Origin of the sequence: Stenotrophomonas maltophilia (assembly GCF_047497515.2) — a bacterium.
Classification (GTDB): Bacteria; Pseudomonadota; Gammaproteobacteria; order Xanthomonadales; family Xanthomonadaceae; genus Stenotrophomonas.
The window spans coordinates 77,802-91,288 of the sequence record NZ_JAXAXL020000006.1; the positions used below are offsets into that span (position 1 = coordinate 77,802).

General features: G+C 67.7%; 15 protein-coding genes. 5 read left to right on the forward strand and 10 right to left on the reverse strand.

The features are described 5' to 3' along the window. Positions 1-27: 27 nt before the first annotated feature. Entirely contained in the window at positions 28-354 is a 327-nt protein-coding gene (locus ACMZPQ_RS10980; RefSeq protein WP_197580895.1) for a hypothetical protein, read from the reverse strand. Positions 355-481: 127 nt separating this feature from the next. Here ACMZPQ_RS10980 and ACMZPQ_RS10985 point away from each other — a divergent pair, with 127 nt between their 5' ends. After that, positions 482-1,084: a lipocalin family protein gene (locus ACMZPQ_RS10985; protein WP_197580896.1), complete on the forward strand. Its 603-nt coding sequence runs from the start codon at positions 482-484 to the stop codon at positions 1,082-1,084. Positions 1,085-1,123: 39 nt separating this feature from the next. Here the strand turns inward: ACMZPQ_RS10985 and ACMZPQ_RS10990 are convergent, their stop codons facing one another. From ACMZPQ_RS10990 to ACMZPQ_RS11010, 5 genes are all read right to left on the reverse strand, one after another. Next, positions 1,124-1,423, reverse strand: coding sequence for a HigA family addiction module antitoxin (locus ACMZPQ_RS10990; protein ID WP_006471116.1), 300 nt, complete (start codon positions 1,421-1,423; stop codon positions 1,124-1,126). Between the two features lie 10 nt (positions 1,424-1,433). Then, positions 1,434-1,712, reverse strand: a complete 279-nt coding sequence (locus ACMZPQ_RS10995; protein ID WP_053450845.1) for a type II toxin-antitoxin system RelE/ParE family toxin — start codon at positions 1,710-1,712, stop codon at positions 1,434-1,436. Between the two features lie 199 nt (positions 1,713-1,911). Then, positions 1,912-2,601 carry a methionine ABC transporter permease gene (locus ACMZPQ_RS11000; RefSeq protein WP_197580897.1) on the reverse strand — a complete coding sequence of 230 codons (690 nt, stop codon included), beginning with the start codon at positions 2,599-2,601 and terminating at the stop codon, positions 1,912-1,914. Next, positions 2,598-3,605, reverse strand: coding sequence for a methionine ABC transporter ATP-binding protein (locus tag ACMZPQ_RS11005; RefSeq protein ID WP_197580898.1), 1,008 nt, complete (start codon positions 3,603-3,605; stop codon positions 2,598-2,600). The genes ACMZPQ_RS11000 and ACMZPQ_RS11005 overlap by 4 nt, the downstream gene beginning before the upstream one ends. A 215-nt stretch (positions 3,606-3,820) precedes the next feature. Beyond that, entirely contained in the window at positions 3,821-4,717 is an 897-nt protein-coding gene (locus ACMZPQ_RS11010) for a DMT family transporter (protein ID WP_106550936.1), read from the reverse strand. 114 nt (positions 4,718-4,831) lie between these two features. Between ACMZPQ_RS11010 and ACMZPQ_RS11015 the strand changes: the two genes are divergently transcribed. Beyond that, positions 4,832-5,314 (forward strand): YajQ family cyclic di-GMP-binding protein, encoded by a 483-nt coding sequence (locus ACMZPQ_RS11015; protein WP_197580899.1) that lies wholly within the window; start codon positions 4,832-4,834, stop codon positions 5,312-5,314. A 36-nt stretch (positions 5,315-5,350) separates the two neighbouring features. On the opposite strand, the gene ACMZPQ_RS11020 is transcribed toward ACMZPQ_RS11015, so the two are convergent. From ACMZPQ_RS11020 to ACMZPQ_RS11030, 3 genes are all read right to left on the reverse strand, one after another. Continuing rightward, complete coding sequence (locus ACMZPQ_RS11020; protein ID WP_197580900.1) at positions 5,351-6,448, reverse strand: helix-turn-helix domain-containing protein; 1,098 nt, start codon at positions 6,446-6,448, stop codon at positions 5,351-5,353. A gap of 164 nt (positions 6,449-6,612) precedes the next feature. Beyond that, positions 6,613-7,740 (reverse strand): zinc-binding dehydrogenase, encoded by a 1,128-nt coding sequence (locus ACMZPQ_RS11025; RefSeq protein ID WP_197580901.1) that lies wholly within the window; start codon positions 7,738-7,740, stop codon positions 6,613-6,615. A 16-nt stretch (positions 7,741-7,756) separates the two neighbouring features. Continuing rightward, positions 7,757-9,223 carry a benzaldehyde dehydrogenase gene (locus ACMZPQ_RS11030; protein ID WP_197580902.1) on the reverse strand — a complete coding sequence of 489 codons (1,467 nt, stop codon included), beginning with the start codon at positions 9,221-9,223 and terminating at the stop codon, positions 7,757-7,759. 194 nt (positions 9,224-9,417) lie between these two features. On the opposite strand from ACMZPQ_RS11030, the gene ACMZPQ_RS11035 reads away from it, so the two are divergent. Both ACMZPQ_RS11035 and ACMZPQ_RS11040 read left to right on the forward strand, forming a co-directional pair. Further along, positions 9,418-9,984: a DUF1415 family protein gene (locus ACMZPQ_RS11035; RefSeq protein WP_197580903.1), complete on the forward strand. Its 567-nt coding sequence runs from the start codon at positions 9,418-9,420 to the stop codon at positions 9,982-9,984. Beyond that, positions 9,981-10,784 (forward strand): SDR family oxidoreductase, encoded by an 804-nt coding sequence (locus ACMZPQ_RS11040; RefSeq protein ID WP_197580904.1) that lies wholly within the window; start codon positions 9,981-9,983, stop codon positions 10,782-10,784. Before ACMZPQ_RS11035 ends, ACMZPQ_RS11040 begins: the two co-directional genes overlap by 4 nt. An 81-nt stretch (positions 10,785-10,865) precedes the next feature. Here the strand turns inward: ACMZPQ_RS11040 and ACMZPQ_RS11045 are convergent, their stop codons facing one another. Beyond that, positions 10,866-12,896, reverse strand: a complete 2,031-nt coding sequence (locus tag ACMZPQ_RS11045) for a M3 family metallopeptidase (RefSeq protein WP_197580905.1) — start codon at positions 12,894-12,896, stop codon at positions 10,866-10,868. A gap of 170 nt (positions 12,897-13,066) precedes the next feature. On the opposite strand from ACMZPQ_RS11045, the gene ACMZPQ_RS11050 reads away from it, so the two are divergent. Beyond that, positions 13,067-13,471, forward strand: a complete 405-nt coding sequence (locus tag ACMZPQ_RS11050) for a hypothetical protein (RefSeq protein ID WP_197580906.1) — start codon at positions 13,067-13,069, stop codon at positions 13,469-13,471. The last annotated feature ends 16 nt before the right edge of the window (positions 13,472-13,487 follow it).

Below are 13,487 nucleotides of genomic sequence, written 5' to 3' on the forward strand. Positions count from 1 at the left end.
TCGCGACGGTCGCCCCCGTGTCGAAGGTCAGGCCGCCGCCGTCGAGCCACGGCGGCCACGGACCGCGCCACGGCTGCGGCGACGTGCCTGTCCACCGGTACGTCGCGCCAGCCGCAACCACGACAGGCGTGGCAGCGGAAAGCGCAGCAGCGCCCACCACGCCACCAGCGGCATGCCCACCAGCCACATCGGCAGCCAGCCCAGCCAGGCATGGCTGCCGCGTGCGGCCGGCCAGACCAGCACCAGCGCCACGCCGGCCAGGGCCAGTTGCTGCACGCTGCGCAGCAGGCGTGGGTCGGCGCGCTCCAAGCTGACGCGTTCAGTTGCGGGGCGGCGGACGGAACGTGTGTTCATGCGGCTTCTCCGGTGGACAATGCAACACAGCTTGGGCAAGGCCCTTCTCACAGGTTGCGACACCATTGACGGATCGCGTGCACACAGTCGACCATGCGCGTGCAAGCCCACTGGAGCCCGCTCCCGCATGACTTCGATCCGCCCGCTCTGCGCCGTGCTGTTGGCCTTGTCCCTGGCGGGCCCCGCCGTGGCCGCCAGCGAGCCGCCCTCGCCCCGTGCCGGCGCCCCGCGTGCGGCCGCCCTGGACGCGCCGATCGACCTCAAGCGCTTCATGGGGACCTGGTATGTGATCGGCCGCGTACCGAACTTCATCGAACGTGGCCACGTCGCCAGCGTCAACGAGTACGAACTGCGCGACGAGCACAAGGTCGGCATCACCTACCGTTACCGCGATGGCTTCGGCGAACCGCTGCAGGAAGTGCGTGCACGCGCCAGCGTCGATCCGGACAGCGGCAACCACGGCTGGCGCACCTGGTTCTACCGCGTCGTCCCGACCCATTCGCGGGTGCTGGAAGTCGCACCGGATTATTCCTGGGCACTGATCGGCTACCCGGGCCGTGAGATGGCCTGGATCTTCTCGCGCACCCCGGACATGGACAAGGCGCTGTACAAGGAGCTGGCCGAGCGCCTGCGCGACGAGTACGGCGTGAATACCGACAAGCTCAAGCGCGTGCCGCAGCACCCTGAGCAGGTCGGGAAGCTGGGCTACGAAGTACCGAACGTGCGTTGATCGGGTCGTGGCTGCGGAGCCGGGTCCGTGCGACCGGCTTCACGCCGCGCGTGGCTGCACCCGGCGTTCGATTTCGCTGCGTGTTGGCAAGGTCTTCAGATCGTAGGCCGCCTGCATCGCGAGCCAGGACGCGGCATCCCCACCGAAATGCCGCGCCAGCCGCGCCGCTGTATCCGCCGAAATGCTGCGTTGGCCGTGCACGATGGCGTGCAGTCGCGTTGCGGGCACATCCAAGGCCTTCGCCAGCGCATTCACGCTCAGCGCCAGGGGCAGCAGGAACTCTTCGCGCAGGATCTCGCCAGGATGGATGGCGCGCATGCCGTTGTGGGGACGCTTCATGGCGGGCACCTCAGTGATAGTCAACAATTTCCACGGCGTCGGCGCCGCTGTCGGTCCAGGTAAAGCAGAGCCGCCACTGATCGTTGATACGAAGGCTGTATTGCCCTCTCCGATCGCCTGACAGCGCCTCGAGGCGGTTCCCGGGCGGGCTGCGGAGGAAGGCCAACGTCTGTGCCGAATCGAGCAGTTGCAGTTTGCGTTCTGCCACGCGCCGGATTGGACGCCAGGCGCGGGGGCAGGTTCCTTCAAACAGGGCGCGGGTCTGCTTGCAGCGGAATGAACGGATCATTCCGTTCAACGTATTACGTTGAACGGAACATACCAAGGAAGGCGCTGTGCTGCCAGTCCCAGTCTGGCGATATCGATTCCTGATGGGCGTGGCGGCTTCCAGAGTCCCGCGCTATGACAAGCCCAACATCGACGTTCTGCAGGTTGCCGGCCAGCGGCCGGCACTACCCGAGCGATGGCGGGGGCCGCCCGGCACCCCGTTACTTGCGGCTGTAATGCGCGACCAGGCGGTCGCCGAGCATCTGCAGCAGCTGCACCAGCACCAGCAGCAGGACCACGGTGACCAGGGCCACGTCGGTGTGCGAACGCTGGTAGCCGTCGCGGAAGGCCAGGTCGCCCAGGCCGCCGGAACCGATCGCACCGCCCATCGCGGTGAAACCGATCAGGGCCACGGTGGTGACCGTGGCACCGGCGATCAGGCCGGGCCGCGCTTCCGGCAACAGCACGCGGGTGACCAGCTGCCAGGTGGTGGCGCCCATCGCCTGGGTCGCTTCGATCACGCCGCGATCCACCTCGCGCAGCGCGGTCTCGACCAGGCGCGCATAGAACGGCGCAGCACCAATGACCAGCGGCACGATCGCACCGCGTACGCCCAGTGACGTGCCCATCAGGAACAGGGTGACCGGAATCAGCACGATCATCAGGATGATGAAGGGCACCGAACGCAGCAGGTTCACCACCAGCGCCAGCACGCCGTAGGCGAATGGCCGGCGCTTCATCTGCGGCGCACCGAACAGGTACAGCAGCACGCCCAGCGGCAGGCCGATGGCCAGGGTCAGCGGCAGCGAACCGAGCAGCATCAGCAGGGTGTCGACGGTGGCTTGGCCGATATCGGCCCACTTGCCCGCATCCAGGTGGCGGAAGAAGCCGCCGGCAGTGGCGATGATCATCGACGCAGTTCCTCAACGTGCACGCCGGCAGCCACGAACGCGGCCTGCGCGGCGGACTGGTCACCGCCCACCAGGGCGACCACCAGCTGGCCATACGGGGTGTCCTTGATCCGGTCGATACGGCCGGACAGGATGTTGTAATCGACGCCGGTCTGGCGCGCGACGCTGCCCAGCAGGGGCTCGTAGGTGTCGCCACCGAGGAAGGTCAGGCGCACGATGCGTCCGCCCACCACGTCGAAATCGCGATGCAGCGCGCCTTCGTCCACATGCTCCGATTCGCTGACGAATCGGCGGGTGGTCGGGTGCTGCGGGTGCAGGAACACCCGGGTGACCGGTCCGGTCTCGACCATCTGCCCGGCGTCGAGCACCGCGACGCGGTCGCAGACGCGACGGATCACATCCATCTCGTGGGTGATCAGCACGATGGTCAGGCCCAGCTCGCGGTTGATCTTCGACAGCAGCGACAGCACCGAGGCGGTGGTCTGCGGATCGAGCGCACTGGTGGCTTCGTCGCACAGCAGGATCTGCGGGCGGGTCGCCAGCGCACGTGCAATACCCACGCGCTGCTTCTGGCCGCCGGAAAGCTGCGCCGGGTACTTCTGCGCGTGCGCCTCCAGGCCCACGGTCTGCAGCAGCTCGGCCACGCGCGCATCGATCTCGGTCTTCGGCGCGCCGGCCAGCTCCAGCGGGAAGGCGACATTGCCGGCCACCGTACGCGACGACAGCAGGTTGAAGTGCTGGAAGATCATGCCGATGCGCCGACGCAGCGCGCGCAGGCCATCGGCGTCCAGTGCGGTGACATCCTCGCCACCGATCAGCAAGCGGCCGCCACTGGGTTCTTCCAGGCGGTTGATCATGCGGATCAGGGTCGACTTGCCCGCGCCGGAATGGCCGATGATGCCGAAGACCTCACCGGCCTCGATGGTCAGGTCCAGCGGTTGCAGCGCGCTGACTTCGCGGCCGGCAACGGCATAGGATTTGTGCAGGCGCTGGAACTCGATCACAGGCGTGGCTCACCGGCTGGGTGACGGAAGGGGGCGTGCAGCCTACCAGCGCCGGCGGTCGCGCGCCCGCGCCATGAGCCAGAATGTTATTCCTTTTGGTTCTAAGCCGCCCGTGAAGCCTCGCACCCGTAGCGCCGGCCGCTGGCCGGCAACCGCAACGGATCCCTCCAGCGTGAGGAGTTGCCGGCCAGCGGCCGGCACTCCCCCCCCGGGGTTCAGGGATGATCCAGCGGCTTTGGCGGCTCCTGCCGGTTCACCCGCTCACGGTGCAGCAGGTACAGGCCAGAAGCGACGATAATCGCCGCGCCCACCCAGGTGTAGGCATCCGGCAACTGGCCCCAGAAGGCCAGATCCCAGCCGATCACCCAGACCAGGCCGCTGTACTCCAGCGGTGCGATCATCGAGGCCTCACCCAGCTGGAAGGCCTTGGTCAGGGCAATCTGGCCCAGCGCCCCGGCCAGGCCCATGCCGGCGATCAGCGGCGCGTGCGCCAGCTGCAGCGGCACCCAGCCGGGAAGGGCCAGCAGGCCCGCACCGATCGCCATGATCACCAGGAACCAGACCACCATCGACTGCGAGGTATCCGTGCGGGTCAGCAGGCTGACCGTGATCGCGGCCACGGCGTAGGCGGTGGCCGCGGCCAGCACCATCAACCCCGGCACCGAAATGAAGCCGTCCACGCCCGGCCGCAGCACCACCAGTACGCCGACCAAGCCGATGCCGATGGCGACCCAGCGCCGCGGCCCGACCCGCTCACCCAGCAGCGGCACCGACAGGGCGGCGATCAGCAGCGGAGCCACGAAATAGATGGTGTAGGCGGTGGACAGTGGCAGGTCGCGCAGGGCGAACACGAAGCAGCCGATCATCGCCATGCCCAATGCACCGCGCAGCAGGTGCAGGCCCCAGCGCCGTGGCACCAGCGACCGCGGCCCGGCACTGACCAGCACCCAGACCAGCACGAATGGCAGCGAGGCCGCGCCGCGCAGGAAGGTCACTTCCAGGGTCGGGTAGCTGGCCGACAGCTGCTTCATGCCAGCGTCCATCAGCGAGAAACAGGCGACCGCGGCGACCATCCAGGCCACCGCGCGCGAGGGGGAGCGTTGCACGTTCATGGCCCATTATCGCCGACCGCGCCGGATTGTTGGGCCGAGCAAGCTCGACGCTACAAAAAGCTGGCAGGTCGGCACGATAGAATGGCCCTCACTGAATCCTGCGGAGCCGCGCCCATGCCTTCCTTCGACGTCGTGTCCGAAGTCGACACCCACGAACTGACCAACGCCATCGACCAGGCCAACCGTGAGCTGGCCACCCGTTTCGACTTCAAGGGCGTGGACGCCAAGTTCGAACGCGACGGCGAGGTCATCAACCAGACCGCGCCGACCGAGTTCCAGCTCAAGCAGATGAACGACATCCTGCGTGCCCGCCTGGCTGCGCGCGGCATCGACGTGCTGAGCCTGGAGTTTGGCGACATCGAGACCAACCTGGCCCAGGCCCGGCAGAAGATCACCGTCAAGCAGGGCATCGAGCAGAAGATCGCCAAGAAGATCGCCGCTGCGCTGAAGGACGCCAAGCTGAAGGTGGAAAGCCAGATCAACGGCGACAAGCTGCGTGTGCAGGGCAAGAAGCGCGACGATCTGCAGGACGCGATCGCCGTGCTGAAAGCTGGCAAGTTCGACCTGCCGCTGCAGTTCAACAATTTCCGCGATTGATCAACGCCGCCGGGCACGCCCCGGCGTCCCGCCCGATCAACCGCGCAGCAGCTTGTACAGCGTGGTGCGTGAGATGCCCAGCTGGCGAGCGGCCAGGCTGAGATTGCCGTCCGCTGCCTGCGCCGCACGGCGCGCCGCCTCCCGCTGCTGGTCGCGCAGCAGCGGGGCCGACAGCGTCGCCGGTGAAGGCCGTTGCGCGCTGCGACCGGCAACTTTTCGCGGTGCCTGCAGATGCTGCAGGTAGACCGCACTGCCCTCGCCCAGCCGGACCCGATGCGGCGCCCCCGGCTGCAGCAGGCGTCGCCGCTGTGCGGCACTGGCGCCGGCAAACACCGCCTCCAGGCTCAGCAACGGCAAGGGCCCGCGCCGCGGCAGGCCCAGCAGGCGGCGGGCAACACGGTTGGCCGCGCGCAGCTGGCCGTCCTCCTGCACTGCCAGCAACCCTTGTAACGGGGACCCCAGCCAGCGCGGATCGTGCTGCAGCGCCAGCAGGTGCACATCGGCAAGCGTGTGGAACAGCCGGTTCTCGCTGGCCAGTGCGGCCTGCCGAAAATAGCCCTGCAGCAATGAGGGATCGCGCTCGCCCAGCCCGGTGATATCGATCACGCCGCAGACCTGCCCGTCGAGATCGTGCAAAGGCTCGCTGAGACAGAACACCGGCGCGAAACGCTGGAGGTAATGCTCGTTGCCGCGCACCAGCGCAGGCAGGTCATCGGCCAGGCTGACCGCCGGCGCGGTGGTGCCGATCTCGCTCTCGCCCAACCGCCGCCCGACCTGGATCGGCCGCAGCAGCGGTGCGTCTTCCAGGCCATGGGCCTGCTGCGCGATCACCATGCCCTCGCGGTTGGCGCAGAACATGGTCCAGCCGCGTCCGCCAAAGGCGGCCCACAGCTGCTCCAGCTCCGGTTGCACGCAGCGTGCCAGGCGACGGTCGTCGCGCTCTGACAGATGCCGGCCATCGCCCTGCAGTGGCCGGTAGACCGGCTCCTGCCCGGGTTGCAGGCCGGCCGCGCGCGAACGCAGCCACGACTGCTGCAACGGCAACGGCAACACGCTCAAGGAACGCGCATCGCCCTCGGCGAAGGCCGCGCGTGCCGCTACCAGCTGCTGTTGCCCGACGGTCGTGGCGATCATGGAGGCAGCGTACACCCGCCAGCGGCAACGCCACGTTACGTCTGGGCAACGGAACGTTTCCGCCGGCGGTTCAAACACGGGGTCAGAGCCGTTTTCCTTTGGAAAACGGATCCGACCCCATCGCGTAAGGTTTGCCGGCCAGCGGCCGGCACTACCGATGCCCGTTACGCTGCGATGCGCAGGATCGGCTTCAGGGTGATGCCCTTCGTGCTGTCCTCGGCCGCCTGGTTGATCTGCTCCAGCGGGTAGAACTTCACCAGCTTGTCGAACGGGAAGCGGCCCTGCTGGAACAGCGTCACCAGCTGCGGAATGAACACCTGCGGCACGCTGTCACCCTCCACGATGCCGCGGATGCTGCGGCCGCCCAGCAACAGGTTGTTCACATCGAAACTGGCGGTGGTGCCCAGCTTTGGTGCGCCGACCACGCCCATCATGCCCAAGCCTGCCAGTGCTTCGATACCGGCAGAGAGCACCTCCGGGCGACCGGTCGATTCCAGCGCAAAATCAGCACCCCCGCCGGTGATCGCACGCACGGCCTCGACCACATCGGTCTCGCGGCTGTTGACCACGTGGGTGGCGCCCAACTCCAGCGCCAGGTCCAGCCGCGACGGCACCACATCGATGGCGATGATGGTGGTGGCACCGGCCACCTTGGCCGCCATCACCGCGCTCAAGCCGACCGCGCCGGCACCGTAGCTGGCGAAACTGCTGCCCGAGCGTACCTGCAGCGAGTTGAGTACCGCGCCAGCACCGGTCTGGATACCGCAGCCCAGTGGGCCCAGCAGTTCCAGCGGTGCATCGTCGGGCACCTTGATCGCATTGATCTCGCGCGCCAGCGCATGGGTCGCGAACGACGACTGCGCGAAAAAGTGATCGTGCAGCGGCTGGCCCTGCGCATCGGTGATGGCGGTATGGCCGTGACCGTCATCGCCGCCGAAGTTCAGCGCGAAGAAGTCCTTGCAGTAGGCGCCATGACCGCCCCGGCACGGATTGCAGTGACCGCAGGCGCCATAGGTCAGCACCACGTGATCACCGACCTTCAGTTCCTTCACGTTGGGGCCGACCGCTTCCACGATGCCGGCACCTTCGTGGCCCAGTACCGCTGGCAACGGCACCGGGTAGTACTGATCGCGCACGATCAGATCGGTGTGGCACAGGCCGGTGGCGATCACCTTCACCACCACCTCATCGTCCTGCGGGCCGCGCAGCTGCGCCTGCTCGATGACGAAGGGCTGTTCCTTGCCGCGGACCACGGCAGCGGTGATCTCGCGTGTTGTCGTGCTGCTGCTCATCGCATTGCTCCTTCGATCAGATCGGGTAAGCGGGCGCTTCGCCCTTGACGGTCAACCACTGCCATTGGGTGAACTCTTCCACGTTGGCGGGGCCGCCGATGCTGGTGCCGTTGCCGGATGCACCGACGCCACCGAAGGGATTGATCACTTCGTCGTTCACGGTCTGGTCGTTGATATGCAGCAGGCCGGTGCGCAGCCGCTCACCGAGCTTCAGCGCGCGCCCGACGTTGCTGGAGACGATGGCCATCGACAGGCCGTACTCGCTGTCATTGGCCAGGCGCACGGCTTGGTCGTCATCGTCGAACGGCACCACCACCGCCACCGGCGCGAAGATCTCTTCGTTGAATGCAGGATTGTCGGCAGAGACGTTGCCAAGCACGGTCGGCGCAAAGAACAGATCGCGATGCGTGCCGCCGGCTTCCAGCGAGGCACCGGCCTGCACCGCCTGCTCGACCACGCGCGCAGCGTGGTCACGCTGGCCGGCATTGATCAGCGGGCCGATCGCCACGTCTTCGCGCGCCGGATCGCCCACCTTCAGCGAGTTGGCCTTGGCCACCAGCTTCTGCAGGAACGCGGCGTGGATCTTCCGGTGCACCAGCACGCGGCCGGTCGCCATGCAGATCTGGCCCTGATGCAGGTAGACGCCCCACGCGGTATTGGCCACCGCCAGGTCAAGATCGGCATCGTCGAGGATGATCAGCGCGTTCTTGCCGCCCAGCTCCAGCGAGACTTTCTTCAGGTGCTTGCCCGCCGCTTCGCCGACCTTGCGCCCGGCCGCCGTGGAGCCGGTGAACTGGATCATGGCCACGTGCGGATCGCTGGTCAGCGCGGCACCGGCCGCGCCATCACCGGGCAGCATGTGCAGTACCCCTGCTGGCAGGCCGGCCTGCTCGAACAACCGTGCGATCACCGCCCCGCCACATACCGCCGTGCGTGGGTCCGGCTTGAGTACCACCGCGTTGCCCAGCGCGATCGCTGGCGCCACCGCGCGCATGGCCAGGTACAGCGGGAAGTTGAAGGGCGAGATGACCCCGACCACGCCCAGGGGCCGGCGCCGCGCCAGGTTCAACCGGCCGGGCTCGGACGGCAGGATCTCGCCGGTACTGCGTGAAGGCAGCGCCGCCGCCTCGTGCAGGGCCTTGATGGTGACCTTGGCCTCGAAGCCCGCCTTGAGCCGGGTCGAGCCGCTTTCGCGCACCAGCCACTCGACCAGGGTGTCGATGTTTTCTTCGGCCAGGCGTGCCGCCTTGCGCAGCACCTCCGCGCGCTGCTCGTACGCCGCCGCCGCCCACGCCTGTTGCGCCTGCGCAGCGGCCGCCGCCGAGCGCGCCACCTGCGCCGGATCGGCCAGGCCGATCTCGCCGAGCGCGTGGCCGGTGGCGGGCTCGATCACCGGCTGCCGTTGCGTGGCCGCCTGCCAGTGGCCATCGAAGATGGCGCCGGCCCAAAGGGCGTCCGGCAGCCACGGGGAAGATGCAGTCATGGGTGTCCTCCTGTGTCGTGTGCCCATTCCACGCCCGCCGCCCGCGGCAGGCAATCGGCCATCCATCGATGGCCCGCAAGCGATTGAATCGGCGGGAGTTTCGAGCATGGCGACTGTCCAGTTCCTGCACAGTGAACAGCGCAGCAGCGGCACACTGCCTACAATGTCCGCCCCCGCCAGCCGACGTGCCCGCCATGACCGATGCCCACCTGCCCACCGATGACCCGATCGCCGCTACCCGGCTATGGCTGGAGCGCATCGTCATCGGCCTGAACCTGTGCCCGTTCGCCAAGGCGGTGTACGTGAAGGACCAGGTCCGTTTCGTGCTCAGCGATGCGACCACAGCCGAAGCCCTGGTCGAGCAGCTGGCCGAGGAGCTGGTGCTGCTGCGTGACACGCCGGCCGAGCAGATCGACACCACGCTGATCGTGCACCCGCAGGTGCTGACCGACTTCCTCGACTACAACGACTTCCTCGACAACGCCGATGCGGCGATCGAAGCGCTGGACCTGCAGGGCATCCTGCAGGTCGCCAGCTTCCATCCGGACTACCAGTTCGAAGGCGTGGCTGCGGACGACGCCAGCAACTACACCAACCGCGCACCATTCCCGACCCTGCACCTGCTGCGCGAAGACAGCGTGGCACGCGCGGTGGACGTCTATCCAGACCCGGACGTGATCGTCGAGCGCAACATCCAGACGCTGGACCGCATCGGCGTGGACGGCTGGTACCGCCGCCTGCGTGGCGACGACCTGTCATGAGCCGCGTGCCGCCCATTGCTGCCTGGCCGGCCGCGCCGCTGTCGGGAAAGGGGGTGCTGGTCACCGGGGGTGCCAACGGCATCGGCCGCGGCATCGCCCAGGCCGTGCTCGGTGCCGGGGGACGCGTGCTGATCGGCGACCTGGACATGGAGGCGGGACAGGCCTGCCTCGACGAATGGCAGCGCGGCGATGACGCCGCCTTCCAGCGCCTGGACATCACCGACGAAGCCAGCGTGCGCGACTTCATCGCCGTGGCCCTGCAGCGTTTCGGTCGTATCGACGGACTGGTCAACAATGCGGGCATCGCCGGCCCGCACGGCACCCTGCTGCAGGACATGGGCTGGGACGAGTGGCAGCGCCGCCTGTCCTCGCTGCACGGTGCATTCCTGTGCAGCAAGCATGCGCTGCCGGCACTGTCGGCCAGCACGGCGGGGGCCATCATCAACATCGCCTCCACCCGCGCCTGGCAATCCGAAGCGCACAGTGAGGCCTATGCCGCGGCAAAGGGTGGGCTGGTCGCCTTCACCCACGCGCTGGCGATCAGCGCCGGCCCGGCGGTGCGGGTCAACAGCATCAGCCCGGGCTGGATCGGTACCACGGCCTGGCAGGCGCCGTCGCGGCGCCACGAACCCGACTACGCGGCCACCGATCACGCCCAGCACCCGGTCGGCCGTGTTGGTCGCCCCGAGGACATCGGCGCGCTGGCGGTGTACCTGCTGTCGTCGCTGTCCGGCTTCACCACCGGCCAGGACTTCATCGTGGACGGTGGCATGACCCGGAAGATGATCTACGCCGAATAGAGCACCGCTCTTCGGTGGGTGCGGACCTCGGTCCGCACCATTGCCAGCAAGTGCCAACCAAGGTTGGCACCTACCAAGGCGTTACGCCATACCCGAATGGCGCAGCAGCGCGTCGATCTGCGGTGCGCGGCCACGGAAGGCCTTGAAGTTCTCCGCCGCCGGGCGGCTGCCGCCGCGTGACAGGATCTCATCGCGGAAGCGCGCACCGGTTTCAGCCAGTTCCTGCGGTGCTTCCTCGAACGCCGCATAGGCATCGGCGCTGAGCACCTCGGCCCACTTGTAGCTGTAGTAACCGGCCGCATAGCCGCCAGCGAAGATATGGCTGAACTGGTGCGGGAAGCGGTTCCAGGCCGGCGGATGATTCACCGCCACTTCCGCGCGCACGCGATCAAGCAGCGCCAGCACGCTGTCCTGCGCCGGTTCGAACTGGCTGTGCAGCAGCATGTCGAACAGACCGAACTCCAGCTGGCGCACGGTCGCCATGCCGCTGTGGAAATTGCGCGCGGCCAGCATGCGCTCATACAGCGCGCGCGGCAGCGGCTCGCCGCTGTCCACGTGCGCGGTCATGCCCTGCAGGTGGTCCCACTCCCAGCAGAAGTTCTCCATGAACTGGCTGGGCAGTTCCACCGCATCCCATTCCACGCCATTGATGCCGGCCACGCCCAGTTCGCCGATGCGGGTCAACAACTGGTGCAGGCCATGGCCCATTTCATGGAACAGCGTGGTCACTTCGTTGTGGCTGAAAGTGGCCGGCTTGCCGTTGGCACCACGGCCGAAGTTGCACACCAGGTAGACCAGCGGCGTCTGCACGCTGCCATCGGCACGCGCACGACGGTTGCGGCAATCATCCATCCACGCGCCACCGCGCTTGCCTTCGCGCGCATACAGGTCCAGGTAGAACTGGCCGACCAGCGCACCCTGCGCATCGACCAGGCGGAAGAAGCGCACGTCCTCGTGCCACACCGGCGCGCTGTCCGGCTGCACGCGCAGGCCGTACAGCTGCTCGATCACCGAGAACAAGCCACCCAGCACTTTCGGCTCAGTGAAGTACTGCTTCACTTCCTGCTCGGAATAGCTGTAGCGCGCCTGCTTCAGGCGGTCGGCGGCGAAGGCCAGGTCCCAGGCCTGCAGCTGCTCGATGCCCAACTGTTCGCGGGCGAACTGCTCCAGCTCGGCACGGTCCTTTGCCGCGAACGGCCTGGCACGTGCGGCCAGGTCGCGCAGGAAACCCAGCACTTCGGCCGGGTCCTGCGCCATCTTGGTCGTCACCGAATAGTCGCCATAGGAACCGAAGCCGAGCAACGCGGCCAGTTCAGCGCGCAGGGCCAGGATGCGGTCGATGTTGCCGCTGTTGTCCAGCGCGTCGTCGCCGAATTCGGAGGCACGCTGCGCACTGGCGCGATACAGGATCTCGCGCAGATCGCGGTCTTCGCCCCAGGTCTGCACCGGCAGGTAGCACGGCATCTGCAGGGTCAGCTTCCAGCCCTTGTTGCCGTCTTTTTCCGCTGCCGCATGCGCGGCCGCCTTCACGTCGTCCGGCACGCCAGCCAGGCGTGCCTCATCCTCGATGATCAACGACCACGCATCGGTGGCGTCGAGCACGTTCTGCGAGAACTTCGCCGACAGTGCCGACAGTTCCTCCTTGATCTCTGCGAAGCGCTGCTGCGCCTCGGGTGCCAGCTCGGCACCGCCCAGGCGAAAATCACGCAGGGTGTTGTCCAGCACCTTGCGCTGGGCCTCGTCGAAACCTGCGGCCTCCGGGCTGGCAGCCAGCGCCTGGTATTGGCGGTACAGCGCCAGGTTCTGGCCCAGCGCGCTGGCGAAGCGGGTCACCCGCGGCAGGTTGCTGTTGTAGGCCTCACGCAGTTCCGGGGTGTTGACCACGCCCTGCAGGTGGCCGACCAGGCCCCAGGCGCGCCACAGGCGCTCGGTGGCGTCGTCCAGCGGGGCGACGAAGGTCTCCCAGCGCACCGGCTGCACCTGCTCGGCGGCGCTGACGGCCGCTTCGGCCTCGGCCAGCAGCACATCCAGCGCCGGCGCCACGTGCTCGGGGCGGATCGCCTCGAAACGCGGCAGGCCGGAGAAATCGAGCAGGGGGTTGGCAACGGTCACGGCAGATCTCCAGGGTACGGGCCCGGCAAGCGGGCAGCCTTGTACATATGGCGCTGGCGGGCGTGGCTGACAAGGGGGCATGGGCCAGCATTCACGTCGGCCTTACGGTCCGCCGCCGAAGCTCTGGTTGCGGGGGAGTCCGCAGCGGTAGGTACCGAACGAGGCCCCACATGGAAGGTCTGGCTGCAGTTGCATCCGCCCCAATCGCCGGGTCGTTGGCGCTGTCCGCCAGCGCCGCCGAGCTGACCTGGATCGCCGCACTGTGCGATGCCGGCGATGACGCGCCACGCCACCTGCAGCAATTGCAGGCCGTGCTTCAGCAGGGTGGCACCTTCAACGACACGCAGGAGTGGTATCCGTTCGAGGTGATCGAACGTGGTGCCAGCCAGCTTCAGCTGGGCCATGAGCGCGAGTTCGTGATCTGCGTGCTGCTGTGGCTGCAGGCACTGGCCCAGGGCCGCGCCAGCGGCCTGGACCCGAGCCTGCACCTGGATGATCGCGCGATGGACATCGAGGCGTTGCCCGATGCCTTGCGTGATGCGGTGCTGGATGCGTTCACCGCGGCGGGATACTGAGTATGTAGCGTCGAGC